The sequence below is a fragment of the Mycobacterium sp. 141 genome (assembly GCF_000382405.1).
In the GTDB taxonomy this organism is placed as follows: Bacteria; Actinomycetota; Actinomycetes; order Mycobacteriales; family Mycobacteriaceae; genus Mycobacterium.
The window spans coordinates 42142-57606 of record NZ_KB908277.1; the positions used below are offsets into that span (position 1 = coordinate 42142).

Annotated in this window: 17 protein-coding genes; 13 read left to right on the forward strand and 4 right to left on the reverse strand. The window is 66.0% G+C overall.

The genetic code is table 11. The features are described 5' to 3' along the window. Positions 1–13: 13 nt before the first annotated feature. From H276_RS0121045 to H276_RS0121080, 8 genes are read left to right on the forward strand one after another with little or no spacing between them, the layout of a single operon-like run. Positions 14–1651, forward strand: coding sequence for a virulence factor Mce family protein (locus H276_RS0121045; RefSeq protein ID WP_019973265.1), 1638 nt, complete (start codon positions 14–16; stop codon positions 1649–1651). Continuing rightward, complete coding sequence (locus tag H276_RS0121050; protein ID WP_081625522.1) at positions 1651–2823, forward strand: virulence factor Mce family protein; 1173 nt, start codon at positions 1651–1653, stop codon at positions 2821–2823. Before H276_RS0121045 ends, H276_RS0121050 begins: the two co-directional genes overlap by 1 nt. A gap of 4 nt (positions 2824–2827) precedes the next feature. Continuing rightward, the gene (locus H276_RS0121055; protein WP_026357267.1) at positions 2828–4384 is read left to right on the forward strand and encodes an MCE family protein; all 1557 of its coding nucleotides are present in this window, start codon (positions 2828–2830) and stop codon (positions 4382–4384) included. Then, the gene (locus H276_RS0121060; protein WP_019973268.1) at positions 4354–4992 is read left to right on the forward strand and encodes a hypothetical protein; all 639 of its coding nucleotides are present in this window, start codon (positions 4354–4356) and stop codon (positions 4990–4992) included. Before H276_RS0121055 ends, H276_RS0121060 begins: the two co-directional genes overlap by 31 nt. After that, positions 4989–5993: an RDD family protein gene (locus H276_RS0121065; protein WP_019973269.1), complete on the forward strand. Its 1005-nt coding sequence runs from the start codon at positions 4989–4991 to the stop codon at positions 5991–5993. Before H276_RS0121060 ends, H276_RS0121065 begins: the two co-directional genes overlap by 4 nt. Then, the gene (locus tag H276_RS0121070) at positions 5993–6547 is read left to right on the forward strand and encodes a hypothetical protein (RefSeq protein ID WP_019973270.1); all 555 of its coding nucleotides are present in this window, start codon (positions 5993–5995) and stop codon (positions 6545–6547) included. The genes H276_RS0121065 and H276_RS0121070 overlap by 1 nt, the downstream gene beginning before the upstream one ends. After that, on the forward strand, positions 6514–7440 hold the full coding sequence (locus H276_RS0121075) for a hypothetical protein (RefSeq protein WP_026357268.1): 927 nt from the start codon (positions 6514–6516) through the stop codon (positions 7438–7440). The genes H276_RS0121070 and H276_RS0121075 overlap by 34 nt, the downstream gene beginning before the upstream one ends. Before the next feature lie 16 nt (positions 7441–7456). Further along, a complete protein-coding gene (locus tag H276_RS0121080) occupies positions 7457–8125 on the forward strand; it encodes a YoaK family protein (RefSeq protein ID WP_019973272.1) in 669 nt (222 codons plus the stop codon). A 64-nt stretch (positions 8126–8189) separates the two neighbouring features. Here H276_RS0121080 and H276_RS0121085 read toward each other — a convergent pair whose 3' ends face one another. Both H276_RS0121085 and H276_RS25065 read right to left on the reverse strand, forming a co-directional pair. After that, positions 8190–8684 (reverse strand): lipoprotein LpqH, encoded by a 495-nt coding sequence (locus H276_RS0121085; RefSeq protein ID WP_019973273.1) that lies wholly within the window; start codon positions 8682–8684, stop codon positions 8190–8192. Positions 8685–8795: 111 nt separating this feature from the next. Continuing rightward, entirely contained in the window at positions 8796–9683 is an 888-nt protein-coding gene (locus H276_RS25065; protein WP_196807969.1) for an MAP_0585 family protein, read from the reverse strand. A gap of 181 nt (positions 9684–9864) precedes the next feature. Between H276_RS25065 and H276_RS0121100 the strand changes: the two genes are divergently transcribed. The 3 genes from H276_RS0121100 (at position 9865) to H276_RS0121110 (ending at position 11488) form a co-directional block, all read left to right on the forward strand. After that, positions 9865–10125: a hypothetical protein gene (locus H276_RS0121100; RefSeq protein WP_155943208.1), complete on the forward strand. Its 261-nt coding sequence runs from the start codon at positions 9865–9867 to the stop codon at positions 10123–10125. 82 nt (positions 10126–10207) lie between these two features. Then, positions 10208–10606, forward strand: coding sequence for a nitroreductase/quinone reductase family protein (locus tag H276_RS0121105; RefSeq protein ID WP_019973276.1), 399 nt, complete (start codon positions 10208–10210; stop codon positions 10604–10606). A 78-nt stretch (positions 10607–10684) separates the two neighbouring features. Next, complete coding sequence (locus H276_RS0121110) at positions 10685–11488, forward strand: fructosamine kinase family protein (protein WP_019973277.1); 804 nt, start codon at positions 10685–10687, stop codon at positions 11486–11488. Between the two features lie 20 nt (positions 11489–11508). On the opposite strand, the gene H276_RS0121115 is transcribed toward H276_RS0121110, so the two are convergent. Further along, entirely contained in the window at positions 11509–13659 is a 2151-nt protein-coding gene (locus H276_RS0121115) for an acyltransferase family protein (RefSeq protein WP_019973278.1), read from the reverse strand. Between the two features lie 87 nt (positions 13660–13746). On the opposite strand from H276_RS0121115, the gene H276_RS0121120 reads away from it, so the two are divergent. Together H276_RS0121120 and H276_RS0121125 are read left to right on the forward strand one after the other, a co-directional pair. Continuing rightward, complete coding sequence (locus tag H276_RS0121120) at positions 13747–14136, forward strand: ribonuclease domain-containing protein (RefSeq protein WP_369758543.1); 390 nt, start codon at positions 13747–13749, stop codon at positions 14134–14136. Further along, positions 14133–14411, forward strand: a complete 279-nt coding sequence (locus H276_RS0121125; protein WP_019973280.1) for a barstar family protein — start codon at positions 14133–14135, stop codon at positions 14409–14411. Before H276_RS0121120 ends, H276_RS0121125 begins: the two co-directional genes overlap by 4 nt. Before the next feature lie 27 nt (positions 14412–14438). On the opposite strand, the gene H276_RS0121130 is transcribed toward H276_RS0121125, so the two are convergent. After that, positions 14439–15452, reverse strand: coding sequence for a phosphodiester glycosidase family protein (locus H276_RS0121130; protein ID WP_369758544.1), 1014 nt, complete (start codon positions 15450–15452; stop codon positions 14439–14441). Positions 15453–15465 lie beyond the last annotated feature (13 nt).

Consider the following 15465-nt stretch of genomic DNA (forward strand, 5'->3'; position numbering starts at 1 on the left):
GATACGTCGAGCTATGTCAACGATTTTCAACATCCGGAACCTGAAGCTGCCGCATATGTCGCGGTTGGCGGCGATCGTCGGCGCGGTGGGCGTCGTGTTGGCGTTGGTGGTCGGCTACTTCGGCATCAGCCTGTACAAGAAGCTGACCAACACCACGGTCACGGCGTACTTCCCCGAGGTACTTGCGCTGTATCCCGGCGACAAGGTCCTCATCATGGGCGTCCGGGTCGGCGCGATCGACAGCATCGAAACCGCCGGCGACAAGATGAAGGTGGTGTTCCACTTCAACAACCGGTACAAGGTGCCGGAGAACGCCAGTGCCTCGGTGCTCAACCCGAGCCTGGTGGCGTCCCGCGTGATCCAGCTGTCACCGCCCTACACCGGCGGCCCGCAGATGCAGGACGGCGCGGTCATCCCGGTCGACCGCACCCAGATCCCCATCGAGTACGACGAGCTGCGTAATCAGGTGACCCGCCTGCTCGCCGAGCTGGGCCCGACCCCCGAACAGCCCAAGGGTCCGTTCGGCGACGTCATCGAGTCGTTCGCCGACGGCTTCGCCGGCAAGGGGGAACAGCTCAACCGCACGCTGAACGGTCTGTCGGAGGCGTTGACCACGCTCAACCAGGGCCGCGGGGACTTCTTCACGATCGTCAAGAGCCTGGCGCTGTTCGTCAATGCGCTGCACAAGAGCGATCAGCAGTTCGTGGCGCTCAACAACGATCTGGTCCAGTTCACCAATTCCTTCTCCAAGGATCAGGAACTGTCCAATGCGCTGCAGGACCTCAACCGGGTGCTCAAGACCACTCGCCAGTTCCTCGACCGCAACGGCGGCGTGCTGACCCACGACGTCAACAACCTCGAAGAGACCACCACGGCGATCCTGCAGCCCGAGCCGCGCAACGGGCTGGAGACGGGTCTGCACGCCTACCCGAACCTCGCCGCGAACTTCGTCAACATCGTGGCGCCCAATCAGGGTGGCATTATCGGTCTGCCGGTGCTGCCGGGCCTGACCAGCTTCGCCAACCCCTTGCAGTTCATCTGCAGCTCGATCCAGGCGGGCAGCCGTCTGGGCTACCAGGATTCGGCCGAGTTGTGCGCGCAGTACCTGGCGCCGATCCTGGACGCGATCAAGTCCAACTACCTGCCGTTCGGCATGAACCTGGCCAGCACCGCGATGACGCTGCCCAAGCAGATCGCGTACTCCGAGCCGCGGCTGCAGCCGCCGCCGGGGTACAAGGACACCACTGTGCCCGGTATCTGGGCACGTGACACCTTGTTCTCGCACGGCAACCACGAGCCGGGTTGGACTGTCGCACCGGGCATGCAGGGTGTCCAGGTGCAGCCGTTCACCCAGAACATGCTGACTCCGGAGTCGTTGGCCGAGTTGATGGGCGGTCCCGACATCGTGGCTCCACCGGCTCCGCCGGCATTCGGGGTGCCGCCGGGCGGCAACTTACCCGGCCCACCGAATGCCTACAGCGAGAACACTCCGTTGCCGCCGCCGTGGTATCCACAGCCAGGGCCACCGCCCGGACCGGCGCCCGGCGTCGTTCCAGGAGATCCGGTGTCGGCGGTCGCCCCGGCGGCTCCGGCCGCTCCGGCACCCGCACCAGGTGCACCGCCGCTGCCGGCCGAGGCAGGAGGGTCGTAATGCGTCCGATGAGGTTGCCGAAGAAACCGGCACCCAAGAGGGTGGGCCTGCGCCTGGCGGCGCTGGCGGCCGCGACGCTGATGTTGACCTCGTGCGGTCAGTGGCGTGGCATCGCGAACGTCCCGCTGCCAGGCGGTCCGGGCACCGAAAGCGGCCACACCACGCTGTACGTGCAGATGCCCGAAACACTGGCCCTCAACGCCAACAGCCGGGTGCGGGTCCGCGACGTGTTCGTCGGCCGGGTGCGCAGCATCGAGCTGGTCAACTGGGTGCCCACGTTGACTCTCGACCTGCAGCCGGGCATCGAATTGCCGAAGAACACACTGGCCAAGATCGGCCAGACCAGCTTGCTGGGTTCGCAGCACGTCGAGCTCAACCCGCCGGATCAGAATCCGTCCAAGGAGATGCTGCGCAGCGGCGACACCATCCCGCTGGCGCAGTCCTCGGCGTATCCGACGATCGAGCGGACGCTGGCCGGGATCTCCGGGATTCTGACCGGCGGCGGCATCCCCAACATCGAGGTGATCCAGACCGAGGTGTTCAACATCCTCAATGGTCGCGCCGATCAGATCCGGGAGTTCCTGGGCCGGTTGGACACGTTCACCAACGAGCTCAACCAGCAGCGCGACGACATCACCCGGGCCATCGATTCGACGAATCAACTGCTCAACATCGTCGCCCAGCGCAACGACACGTTGGATCGGGTGCTTACCGAGTTCCCGCCGCTGATTCAACATTTCGCCGACACCCGCGATCTGTTCGCCGATGCGGTGACAGCGCTGGGCCGGCTCTCGGCCGCGGCTGACGAGACGCTGTCGGGAACTAATGCGAATCTGCACACCAATCTGGAGAACCTGCAGCGTCCGCTCAAGCAGCTCAGCCGGGCCGCGCCCTACCTGGTCGGTGCGCTGAAGCTGATACTCACCGCCCCGTTCAACATCGACAACGTCCCGAAGGTCATTCGGGGCGACTACTTCAACGTGTCGCTGGACCTGGATCTGACCCTGAGTGCGATCGACAATGCGTTCCTGTCCGGTACCGGTGTCTCGGGCATGCTGCGGGCGCTGGAACAGGCCTGGGGTCGTGATCCGAACACGATGATTCCGGATATCCGGTTCACGCCAAATCCGCACGACGTACCCGGTGGCCCGCTGGTGGAAAGGGGGGAATGAGGTGCTGCTGACCCGCTTCATCAAGATGCAGCTCGTCATCTTCCTGACGCTGACGCTGGTCGCGCTGGCCGTGCTGGCCGTGGTGTACCTCCGCCTGCCGACCTGGGCAGGCGTGGGGATGTACAACCTGAACGCCGAGTTGCCCAACTCGGCGGGCCTGTACAAGACCGCCAACGTCACGTACCGCGGTACCACCATCGGGAAGGTCACCTCGGTGGAGCCCACCGAGACCGGTACCCGGATCCAGATGAACATCTACGACCAGTTCAAGATCCCCACCGACGCCACGGCCAACGTGCACTCGGTGTCGGCGGTCGGTGAGCAGTTCATCGATCTGATCTCCGCCGGGGAGTCGAATACGTACTTCGCGTCGGGCGACACCATCAGGAAGGGCACCGTGCCCGCTGAGGTGGGGCCGGCGCTCGATGCCGCCGAGCACGGTCTGTCGGTGCTGCCGAAGGAGAAGATCGGCCTGCTGCTCGACGAGACCGCAAAAGCGGTCGGTGGCTTGGGCCCGTCACTGCAGCGTCTGGTCGATTCGACGCAGGCGATCGCGAGCGATTTCAAGGACAACCTGGACCCGGTGAACGACATCGTCACCAACTCCGGGCCGATCATCGACAGTCAGGTGAATTCGGGCGACGCGATCTCGCGCTGGGCGAAGAATCTGAACACGATCTCCGCCCAGACTGCCCAGAATGATGCGGTGCTACGGAGCGGCATCCAGCAGGCCGCACCGACTGCGGATCAGTTGAACGCGGTGTTCGGGGACGTCCGGGAGTCGCTGCCGCAGACGTTGGCGAACCTCGAGATCGTCATCGACATGCTCAAGCGCTACCACAAGAATGTCGAGCAGGCGTTGGTGGTGCTGCCGCAGGGCGGCTCGATCGCGCAGGTACTCACGACCTTTCAGCCGGAAGCCCTGATTCACCTCGGCCTCGGGATCAACGCGCCGCCACCGTGCCTCACGGGGTTCTTGCCGGCATCGCAGTGGCGGGGTCCCGCCGACACCACGACGGCGCCGGTGCCGTCGGGCCTGTACTGCAAGATCCCCAAGGACGCGCAGAATGCGGTCCGTGGGGCGCGTAACTACCCGTGCGCCGATGTGCCGGGCAAGCGCGCGGCCACCCCGGCCGAGTGCCGCAGCAATGAACCGTACGTACCGCTCGGCACCAACCCGTGGTACGGCGACCCGAATCAGGTCCGCAACTGTCCGGCCCCGGCCGCGCGATGCGACCAGCCTGTGGATCCGGGCCGGGTGATCCCCGCGCCCTCGGTGAACACCGGATTGAACCCGTTGCCGGCGAGTATGTTACCGCCCACTGAAGTGGGCGGATCGGCTCCGACCAGCGATCCGCTGACCGCGCCGCGAGGGGGTAGCGTCATTTGCAGTGGACAGCAGCCGAATCCATGCATCTACACTCCGGCAGCAGGTTCGACGGCGATCTATAGCCCGTCAAGCGGTGAGGTGGTCGGTCCGGACGGTGTGAAGTACTCCGTCACCAACTCGAATAGACCAGGAGATGACGGATGGAAGGAGATGCTGGCGCCAGCCAGCTGAACCTCGCCGGCCAGCAGGACACCGAACATCCAGAACCTCGTGCCGAGGAGGCTATAGGGCAGTCCGGCGGGCCGGAAGTCACGCCGGCTGCTGAAATCGAGCGGCGTCCGTCCCGGCTGGGCCGGGGCGCGATGGCCGCGATCAGTGCGGGGTTGCTCGTCCTGACGGCGCTGGCCGGTACCGGGGGCTACCTCGCGTTGCGGTCGCACGGCGAGAGCGAGCAGATCGCTCGCGACGAGGCGGCGGCACTGCAAGCGGCCAAGGATTGCGTGACGGCGACGCAGGCGCCCGACACGGCAGCGATGGCGGCGGCCCAGGCCAAGATCATCGACTGTTCGACCGGTGACTTCGGTGCGCAGTCGGTGCTCTACAGCAGCATGCTGGTGGACGCCTATCAGGCGGCAAACGTCAAGGTCCAGGTCTCGGACCTGCGGGCCGCGGTGGAGAAGCACAACGAGGACGGCTCGATGGATCTGTTGGTCGCGGTCCGCGTAGTCGTCAGCAACAGCGAGAAGTCCGACGAGGAGCAGGGCTACCGGCTTCGGGTGAAGATGGCGCCCGACGAGGGTGTCTACAAAGTGGCCAGGCTCGACCAGGTCACCTCGTGACGACCGTATTGGACACTGCTTCCTTGGACACCGTTTCGTCGGACACCGTCGACTCGCAGACCGCAACCGCCGCCCCGGAACCGGTGTTGGCGTCTTGGCCGGTGCGTGCGGGCGCGTTCGCCATCGACGTCCTGTTGGGGCTGGCCGTGATCGTGACGCTGGGGGTGCTGGCGTCGGCATCGCCGACCCACGGCTGGCCGTGGTGGGTGTACGTCGGCGTGGCTGTTGCGGTGGTGGTCGCGATGTTGGTCAACCGCGTTGTTGCGCCCGCGACGACCGGCTGGACGCTGGGCCGGTCGGTGTTCGGTATCCGGGTGGTGACCGCCGGCGGTGACGTGGGGCTGGTCCGGTTGACGTTGCGTGAACTCGCGCATCTGCTGGACACCGCCGCCCTGTGCATCGGCTGGCTGTGGCCGCTGTGGGACAGCCGCAATCGGACATTCGCCGATCTGCTGGCCCGCACCGAGGTGCACCGGGTCGCGGTGGCCGAAGAGCAGGTGCGCGGTGTCCGCCGGCGGGCCGCGGTGGTCATGCTGGTGGCTGCGCTGTTGTGTGGTTCTGCGGCAGGACTGGGTTATTGGGGCTCATACCGCCAGGAGCTGACGATCCAGCAGGCTCGCGCACAGCTCGCCGACCAGGGACCGCGGACCGTCGAACAGCTGCTGAGCTACGGCGTCGACTCGATGGAAAAGGATTTCGCCAGGGCGCTGACCGTGACCACCGACACCTACCGTCCGCAGTTGGCCGAGCAGCAGGCGGCGGTACGCAAGGCCGGTCCAAACACCAACGAGTACTGGGCCGTGAGCAGCGCCGTGCTACCCGGGTCGACCAAGACCGCGGGAACGATGTTGCTGGCGTTGCAGGGCCAGCGCGGCACCGACCCGAAGAACCTGAAGTTCCTCACCGCGACGGTGCGCGTCGACTTCCGCAAGATCGATGGGCAGTGGCGGGTGGACAACCTCACCGTGCTCACGAAGCCACAGATGAATGGGGCGGGTTGATGAGCCCGCGGCGCAAGATCGACACCGCGGAGGCAGATTACTTTGCGGTGCAACCGAAGTCACCCATGCGATGGGGGCTGCCGGTGGTGGCGGTGCTGTCGACTCTGCTGATCGCGGCGGCCATCGCCGGCAGCGTGTTCATGTTGGTGCGCCACGTGTCAGATGATCGGGCTCAGGGGAACGCCGCGGGGGCGCTGGGAGCGGCGCGCGAGTTCATGGCCGATTACATGACGATCGATCCGTATCACGCGAACCCTTACGCCGATAACATCCTGAACAAATGGGCCACTGGCGATTTCGCGAAAATGTTCAAAGAAAGAGAGAACGAGATCGTCGTCCAGGTGGCCCGCGCGGAGCCGACCAAGGGCACCGTCGAAGACGCGGGCATCCAGCGCTGGAACGACAACGGCAGCGCTGATGTGCTGGTCGCGGCCAAGACGAGCACCCGGTCACCCGATGGGAAATCGATAATCGAGAGCGGAAACCGCTGGGTGGTCACGACGATTCGAGAGGGACAGCAGTGGAAGATCAGCCAGCTGAATCAGGTGATCTGACCACCGAACGGTCGGAGGAGGCAGGCCCGGGAAATTCGGCCGAGCCGCGTCGGCGCCGACGGATGCCGTGGCAGCGCAAGGTCGAAGAGGCGCCGGTCGATACCGAGGCCGTGGCGGAAACCGAGTCGTCCGATGAGACGGCAACCGACGGGCCGGAGTCCGACCAACTCTCGACGAGCACGCCCTCGCCGGAGGCCGGCCCCAAATCGCGGACGCCGGTCGGTAAAGGTCGCCGCGTGGCCGCCGGTGAGGCTGAGGACGCTGCGGCGAACGATGAATCTGATGAATTACCAACAGATTCGGATGAGGCGGCGGATTCCGAGGGGCCGGCCGAACCTGAGGACGAGAACGCCGAAACCATCATGGTGCCGTTCCGCCCGGCGGGGAAGCGGTTGACGTATGCGGCGGCCGGGGCCGCGGCGTTGTTCGTGGCGGCGGGGGCCTTTGCGGGCGCCATGGTGCAGCCGTACCTGGCGGATCAGGCGCTGGTCGCGACCAAGCTGAAGGTCGCCGAGACGGCGGCCGACGCGATCACCACGCTGTGGACCTACACACCGGACAACATCGATTCCCTGCCGCAGCGCGCGTCCCAGTACTTGTCGGGTGATTTCGCCGTGCAGTACCGCACATTCGTCGACTCGATCGTGCCGACCAACAAGCAGGCGCAAGTCTCCAGCAACACCCAGGTGATGGGCACGGCAGTGGAGACCATCGGGCCGGACGAAGCGACTGCGATCGTGTACACCAACTCGGTGTCGACCAGCCCGATCACCAAGAACATCCCGTCGCTGCGCTACCTGTCCTACCGGCTGACGCTCAAGCGTGACGGTGGCACATGGCGGATCACGCAGATGCCCGCGTTGACCAAGCTGGATCTCTCGCCGCAGCTGTAACCTGAGAAACCAGGCGATGGCCATTCAGTCACCGGTATCCGACCGGCTCACCGTTACCGCGCTACTGTTGCTCACCTTCGCGACCGGTGTGGTCGATGCGGTCAGTGTGCTGGTGCTCGGCCATGTGTTCGTCGCGAACATGACCGGCAACGTGATTTTTCTCGGGTTCTGGTTGGTGCCGCACTCCGGGGTGGATCTTGCGGCGGCGGTTGTCGCCTTCGTCAGTTTCGTCGTGGGCACCGTGGTGGGCGGGCGGTTCGCGCGGCACCTCCAAAGCAGTCCCCGGACCTGGCTGACGGTCACGCATTCGGTGGAAGTCGTTATTTTGCTGATGCTTTCGGCCCTGGCCGGCGCCGGTGTGCTCGACTATCAGGACAACCGCAAGCTGATCCTCATCTCGGGTCTGGCGATCACTTTCGGTATCCAGAACGCCACCGCGCGGCAGTTCGGCATCCAGGAACTCAGTACCACGGTGCTTACCCAGACGATCGTGGGCATCGGGCTCGACAGCCGTCTGGCCGGCGGCACCGGTGAGCGGGCGAAGCTGCGCTACGGCGTCGTGGCGACCATGATGGGCGGCGCAATGGTCGGTGCGTCGCTGACTCTGGTCGCCGTGGCGCCGGTGATTGCGTTGGCGGCGTTGGTCATTGCGGTGAGCGCGTTGATCTTCCGGTTCGGCTCTTGAGAGTTCGAGGCAAATCGACCAGGGCACCAGGTTTGATGGGTCGGCAGAGGTGCCGGATGCTTGGTCATGGGCAGGTGAAATCGAGCTCGAAGGACTTCGTCACCTGCTGTTGGGTCGAGGTGTCGAAACCGACGGCGTTGCCGGTGATCTTGTACGTGTTGCCGCTCTTGGTGGCCGATGCGTTGCCGTGTCCGGCTGCGGCATCGGCATATCCGAGTGCCACACCGTTGACCGTGCCGAGGCCCACCGAGTGAACGTTCGGCGGAGAGTCGTTGCTGATGACGGCGCCTACGCCGGAGGCCGAATCGCCGATCGTGACGTTGATGTCGGAGTCCGTGGCGGTACATGTCACCGGCCCGGACACGTTCTGATTCTGACCGTCGATGACGACTGTGGTGGCGCCGGAAGCGCCGACGGAGCCTGAAGTGCCTGCTGACCCGGACTGCGACGACGAGGGCTTGCTGGAGTTGTCGCTGGAGGTACCGTTCGAGCATCCGGTGATGGCGCAGGCCGCGACCGCTGCGCTCGCTACGCCGATCATCACAACGCGTGTGACCATGTCTTCTCCTTAGAAGAGGTTGTAGATTCCGGCAGCTGATCCGCCGGGAGCCGGCCGGCGCCGAAACCGGCTCGGCGTGCGAGCAGTTCCGGCGCCGCCGCGTCGTGTTGATCAGAACAGCGGGATCCACACACCGAAGAACCAGAAACCCCAGCCCCCGAACACGGGGTTGAAGATCGGGATCGCGGTGTAGCCGTTGTAGTTGAACGGACCGAAATCCATTCGGGCTTGGGTGATGTCACGGCCTGGGCCGTCATACCGGCGGTTCCAGCCGCCGGGGGGCGGCGGGCCGTTCCAGCCACCGGCAGGAGCAGGGCCGTCCCAATTGGGCGGTGGACCGCCGGGGGGAGGACCGTCATTCCAGCCCGGACCCCGCTCCGGCGGGGGCGGCGGGGCGCCGTTGCCTGGAGTGCTGAACCCGTGCGGTGCGTCCCGCGGGCCGCCGATCTGGTCATTACCGCGGTCGTAGCGGCCCGCGGGCGCGTTCGGCTGACCGTTGGGATGGTTGTCGGGTCCATTATTTTGTGGGCCGTTGTTCTGAGGCCCGTTGTTTTGTGGGCCGTTGCCAGGTCCGTTGCCCTGTGGGCCATTCGGACGGGGGTTGCCTTCTGGTCCGTTGTTCTGCGGACCCTGCGGCTCATTCTGAGGCAGACTGCCCTGTGGCCCGTTACGCGGACCCTCGTTGCGTGGGCCCTGAGGCGCATTGCCCTGAGGCGCATTGCCCTGCGGCGCATTGCCCTGCGGGCCCTGAGGCGCATTGCTTTGCGGCGGGTTGCCCTGCGGTCCGTTGTTTTGCGGCGGATTACCGCGCGGGCTCTGTGGTGCGTTGTTGGGCGCCTGAGGCGCGCCGCCCGGCCCTGGCGGGCAGTTGGCGGAATTGGCTTGATCACAAAGTTGCGGCGCCTGCGGAACGGCCGCGGCTGGTCCCGCCGCCAACAGCGCTGACATGCCGATGCCCGCAGCCGCTGCCGCGGTACCGGCTATGCGTTTCACGGTCATAGTGCCTCTTTCTCCCCGACCACCCCCGCCGTGATGTCACCGCGGGCATACGAGTCCACATTGACACCGTCGACGGCTTCGAAACGTTGTCCATGTACAACCGCAGCGAACTCCCAGAGAATCGCCAGCGTGGGAGTTCCAACCCGAACATGTGTGTGTGACCTATGTATGAGCTGTGTGAATGATGTTGGGAGAGCGCCTTCAGCAGATTGGCGATTGCCTTCAAAGCGGACTTTGGCAACGTCTGAGGATGCGACTGTCGGCCGGTGGCTCGGATCCGGTCGAAGACCTCGACGGCAGGATCGAAGAAGTGCTCGCGATCGTTTGTCGAAAGTCCGCGCCCCGAACGGGATTGTCTATGCAGCAAACGGGTGAACTCGAAATCGTCAACGCGGTGCGAGAAAAATTGATGACGCGCCATATCGATGATGCAAACATGTAGGTGACGCAGCTCTTCGAGGCAAGGCAGCAAGACGCTTGTAATCGCTGACGATTGACACACCATCTGACTAGAGGGATATGACGTGGTTGACCGAAACCTTTTGAAATTCCGACTCATCCATACGGGCCAGCGCCTCGTCGTCAACCCGCTGGCGCGACGCTCATCACGGCTGATCATGCTGGAGACCACCGGCCGCAAGAGCGGTCTGCCGCGGGTCACGCCTATCGGTGGCCGACGCCAGGGCAACAGTTTCTGGTTGGTGTCCGAACACGGATACCGATCCGACTATGTTCGCAACATTCAATCCAACCCTCACGTGCGGTTACGGCTCAAAGGGCGATGGCACACCGGCACCGCCACACTGCTCCCCGATGACGACACCCAGAAACGACTCGATGAGCTCGGTGGTTTCAACAGCCTTGCGGTGCGGGCCGCGGGAACCGACAGATTGACAATCAGGATCGACCTCGAACCCAGCTGACTCTGCGGATCACGGAAACCCTCGCGCGGGTCAGGTCACCGGCTGGGTCCCAGTAACGGCGCGCAGTACCCTCGCTCTATGCAGAAGTCCATCGCGCAGAAGGCGGGTCTGATGGACTATTTCGTCAAACGCAATCCGGCGGCGCCGCAAGGGTTTTTCGCGGCAGAAGCCGCCGGGCTGCAGTGGTTGACGGTCGACGGTGGTGTGCCGTGCGCTCGGGTTCTGGCGTATGACGCCACATCACTGACGCTGCAACGGCTGCAATCGGTCGCCCCGTCGGCGCGGGCCGCGCACGAGTTCGGTCGCATGCTGGCGGTCACCCACAATGCGGGTGCCGCGGCGTTCGGCGCCGGACCCGACGGCTACCGTGGCGCAGCGTTTTTCGGGCCGATGACGCAACCGCTTCCGATGTCGTTGAGCCACCATGGTTGTTGGGGCGAGTTCTATGCGCAGGAGCGCCTGGAGCCGATGGGTGCGCTGGCTGCGGGACGGCTCGACGCGGCCGCCCGTCGCGGCCTGGCCGAGGTGGCGGCGCTGTGCCGTGCGGGCCGGTTCGACGACGATGAAGGCCCGGCTCGGCTGCACGGTGACCTGTGGAGCGGCAACGTGATGTGGACGGCCGACGGTGTGGTGTTGATCGACCCGGCCGCGCACGGTGGGCACCGCGAGACCGATCTGGCGATGCTGACGTTGTTCGGTTGTCCACATCTCGGCGAGGTGCTGGCCGGCTACCAATCGGTGTGCCCCTTGCGCGATGGCTGGCAAGGTCGCGTCGGGCTGCATCAGCTCTACCCGCTGTTGGCGCATGTGGTGCTCTTCGGCGGGGGCTATGCGGGTCAGGTCGCTGCCGTCGTGGCGAAACTGCTGCGCGCCGGCAGCTGACGGCGCCACGAGCCGGGTTTTCAGTTCCGCGCCAGCGCGCTCTCGGCCAGCCCGCCCACGATGGGGCTCAGTAGTTGCGCGTACTCGGTGGTGATGTGGTTGTCGTCGCGAAACACCATGGTGTTGCCGATGATGACGGGGCAGCGGTCGGCCGTGCAGAAGAACTCGGCGAGGTTCGCGTACTGCCCGCCTCCGGCTTGCACGGCCGCAGTCTCGGCGGCGATACCGGTGTCGTTCATGGCGATCGATCGTTGCGGCGTGCAGGTTGTGACATCGTTGATGTGCGCCGAGAGGCACGTCGGCACGGTGCCGTGCGGATCGGGAACAGGGCCGAGCACCAGCACCTTGGCGCCCGTGCCCCGCAACTGCGACACCAACCGGGTCAGCGCATCCAGCCAGACCTGGTCGTAGCTGGTGAAACCGAAGTCGGCGCCATAGCGGCGCACCATGTCGACCACGACGAGCGCCGGCCGTTCCTGTTGCACCCGGGCGAGCACTGCGGCCCGCCACTGCTTGCACTCGGTGTACTCACGGCCGAGATAGGGACTGACGATCGGCAGCTTCAACATCGGACAGGTGACCTTGGCCATCGTTTCCAGCCGCCAACCACGCTGACGCGCAATCGGTTCCAATGCCGGATGCCACATACCCGCATGCGAGTCGCCGATCAGTGCCACGGTGGTTTTCGAATTCACCTGACCGGAGGCGCATTCCGGCGGAGTGACGTCTTTCCACGACAACACGCAGCCGTTGAGGAACACCTCCGGTTTGGTGATGTTCCCCAGCGGCGGTGACAGATTCGACGGCACGGCCCGTAGGTTCACCGACGTCGCCACGGCGGCCCGCAGTTGCTCGGCCGGTGTCAGCATCCGAGGTGTCGGCCCCGGCGCGGGGGACTGCACGGCTGCGACCGGAATCGCCGCAGGCCCCGAACCCGTCGGCACGGGACGCACGGCCAGCAGAACCAGCCCGGCGCACACCGCAACTCCCGTGGCGGTCGCACCGACCGCCAGGCTCCGCCACGCGGAGGCACGCAGGGCCGCGGCGAATCGGGCCGGATCCTCGATGAGGTGCAGCGTCAAGATCGCCAGCCCCAGCGACATCAGGACCATGAGCACCCGGCCGCCCAGCTCCAGCGGGCCGCCGAACAGCGCAGGCGCCAACAACAGCAGCGGCCAGTGCCATAGGTACCACGAGTAGGACACCCGGCCGATACCGCGCATCACCGGCAGGGCCAGCAGCCGTCCCGCCCCCAGATCGGGTATCGCGCACCCGGCGCCGATCACCAGCGCGGTGCCCAACGTCGGCAGCAACGCGGCGGTGCCGGGGTAGGGTCCCGAATCCCCGAGCTGAGTGCACGTCACCAGGATCAGCGCCAGCCCGCCCCAGCCCGCGATGGCCGCGCACACCGGTGGCAGCGTCCGCCAACGCGCGGCGGTCAAGGCGATCAGACCACCGACGGCCAACTCCCACGCGCGGGTGGGCAGCGAGAAGAACGCCCACGGCGGCATCGTCTGCGTCCAGGCCAACGACAGTGCCAGCGAGCCACCCGTCACGGCCAGCAGCACCAGTGCGTACGGTCCGGCCGAGCGCGTGTCCCGGCCGGACCGCGTCAACAGCCATGCGACCCCGATGATCAGCGCCGGCCACAGCAGGTAGAACTGTTCCTCGACTCCGAGGGACCAGTAGTGCTGCAGCGGCGAGGGTGCGGCGTCGGCAGCCAGGTAGTCGGTACCTTCCACGGCGAATCGGTAATTGCCGACGTAGAGCGCGCTGGCGATCGCGTCGCCGAGCACGCCACGAGCCTGCAGCGGCGGCAGCAGCGCCACCGCGCCGACGGACGTCGCCACCAGCACCACTGCGGCAGCGGGCAGCAATCGCCGCGCCCGTGCGGCGTAGAACGATGCCAGCCGCACCGTTCCGGTCTGGCCGGCTTCCCGCCACAGCAGCCCCGTGATCAGGAAACCTGACACCACGAAGAACATGTCGACGCCGACGAATCCGCCGCGCATCCCGGGTATGCCGGCGTGGTAGAGCACGACAGCCAGTACCGCGACCGCGCGCAGCCCCTCGATGTCGGGGCGAAATTGCTTGGTGGACAGGGCTTTCCGTCCGCTCGCGGGTGCGACGCGGCGGGCTGCGGACTGCTCTGAAGGGGACGTTGTGCTCACTCGAGTAACGATCGTGCCACGAGGTTCTGCGGTATCCCGGGATTTGTTGCTAGCGTCGTGGCGGTGCGGCGGGTAGCGACAGTGGTGATGCTGGTCGGGCTGTTGGCTGGCTGCGGGCACAGTGCCTCTACAGCCGTTAAGTCCGCGACGGTCAGCTCGGCGACCGCGGTGAAGGCTGCCGACGGCACATGCGACCTGGACGGGCTGCCGCCGCAGGCCGTGCAGACCGTCAAGCTCATCGAGTCCGGCGGCCCGTTCCCGTACCCGCGCAACGACGGCGTCGTCTTCGGCAACTACGAACGCGCGCTGCCCCAGCATGAACGGGGCTACTACCACGAGTACACGGTGCCCACGCCCGGCGCGAAAACCCGCGGCACCCGCCGTATCGTCACCGGCGGGCAGCCGCTCGACCATCCGCCGGAGTTCTATTACACCGGCGACCACTACCAGAGCTTCTGCCGGATCGGAGGCATGTGAGGACCTATCGGATCGACGGTGCCGCGGTCGGATCCAAGGCCGACCTGTTCACCGAGATCGGCCGCGCCGTCAACGGAGACGGCGGCTACTTCGGCGCCAACTTCGACGCGCTGGCCGACTGTCTGCGCGGTGGCTTCGGCACACCCGAGAACGGCAAGTTCAGGTTCGTCCTGACCGACTACAAGCAGGTGAAGACAGCGCTCGGGCAAGACGCCTGGAGCACGCTGCTGAACGTCTTCACGGGTCAGGGTGTCGATTTGTGGCTGACCGCATGAGCATCCGTCAGCGCACCTGATCCACAGCTAGTTGAACCCGAGCCAGCTGGGCAGGGAGCGTTCGCGCGAATCGCACAGCACGGCGCGGGTGTCGCAGTTGCCGCGCGGTGAGCCCGCGCCGCTCCACATGCCGCCGGTGTCGCGGCGCAGCACGATGGCTGACGAGCCACCGCCGTCGAGCAGCAGCGCGTTGTCAGCACCCAGCCCGCGGAACAGATCCTGCATGTTGTCCGGCGTGTAGCTGCCGCCCTGGAACACGTAGAACTGATCCGCGGCCCGGTTGTAACCGAGCGCAGTGCGAGCCGCACTGGGGCCGTTGTCGTTGAGCTGACCGGTGTCGCCCGGGGCCAACAGGCCGATGCCCGAGACCGCGACGAAGCGGGCGTTCTGGTCGAACAGCCGCTGGATCACCGGGGTCGCCGAGTCGTAGTCGTCGCGTCCCTTGGGCATCACCACGTATGGCGCACTGCCGGTCGGCAGGATCATGGTGGCCAGCGCCGTCCAGTGTTCGTCACCGCCCGAGAGGCCCTGCTTCCCGGCGTAGGCCAGTGTGCCGGTCACGGCCGTGTTGGCCCGGCCCTGCCCGCGGGTGGTGTCGACGTATGCGCCCAACGGTGAACTGCACCCGGTGTCGCGCCACGAGCCGCCCTTCTGGCCCCGGACGTCGAAGAAATTGGCGTTGATGGCGATGGTCGGTTGCCCGAGGGCTTGCCAAGCCTGCAGTGGCGCATAGGTTTCCGACGCCTGCCAGAGGCCTTCGCCGGTACGCGCACCCGGGTTGCGCTCGCATCGGGACTGATAACCCTGATGGCTGTCGACGAGCAGGCGCGGGCTCAGCCGCGAGGATGCGTTCTTGATGGTCATCAAGTGCCCGCCGTTGTTCAGCGTGTACTGGTTGCCCGAGGCCGAGGTGAACGGCGCGGCGAACTGGCCGCCGAAGTTGTAGACGAGGTACGAGCCCTTGGTATTGGCGATCGCGCCGAGCAGCAGCGTCTTGGCATCTTCGGCCTGCGCAGTCGGCATGCTGCCGACACCCAACACGGCACACAATATG

What these genes read in the sequence shown, in the direction of transcription:
- H276_RS0121045 (WP_019973265.1), top strand. Translation starts at nt 14, where the DNA reads ATGTCAACGATTTTCAACATCCGGAACCTGAAGCTGCCGCATATGTCG.
- H276_RS0121070 (WP_019973270.1), top strand. Translation starts at nt 5,993, where the DNA reads ATGAGCCCGCGGCGCAAGATCGACACCGCGGAGGCAGATTACTTTGCG.
- H276_RS25065 (WP_196807969.1), bottom strand. Translation starts at nt 9,683, where the DNA reads ATGACCGTGAAACGCATAGCCGGTACCGCGGCAGCGGCTGCGGGCATC.
- H276_RS0121100 (WP_155943208.1), top strand. Translation starts at nt 9,865, where the DNA reads ATGATGTTGGGAGAGCGCCTTCAGCAGATTGGCGATTGCCTTCAAAGC.
- H276_RS0121060 (WP_019973268.1), top strand. Translation starts at nt 4,354, where the DNA reads ATGGAAGGAGATGCTGGCGCCAGCCAGCTGAACCTCGCCGGCCAGCAG.
- H276_RS0121050 (WP_081625522.1), top strand. Translation starts at nt 1,651, where the DNA reads ATGCGTCCGATGAGGTTGCCGAAGAAACCGGCACCCAAGAGGGTGGGC.
- H276_RS0121085 (WP_019973273.1), bottom strand. Translation starts at nt 8,684, where the DNA reads ATGGTCACACGCGTTGTGATGATCGGCGTAGCGAGCGCAGCGGTCGCG.
- H276_RS0121080 (WP_019973272.1), top strand. Translation starts at nt 7,457, where the DNA reads ATGGCCATTCAGTCACCGGTATCCGACCGGCTCACCGTTACCGCGCTA.
- H276_RS0121110 (WP_019973277.1), top strand. Translation starts at nt 10,685, where the DNA reads ATGCAGAAGTCCATCGCGCAGAAGGCGGGTCTGATGGACTATTTCGTC.
- H276_RS0121120 (WP_369758543.1), top strand. Translation starts at nt 13,747, where the DNA reads ATGCTGGTCGGGCTGTTGGCTGGCTGCGGGCACAGTGCCTCTACAGCC.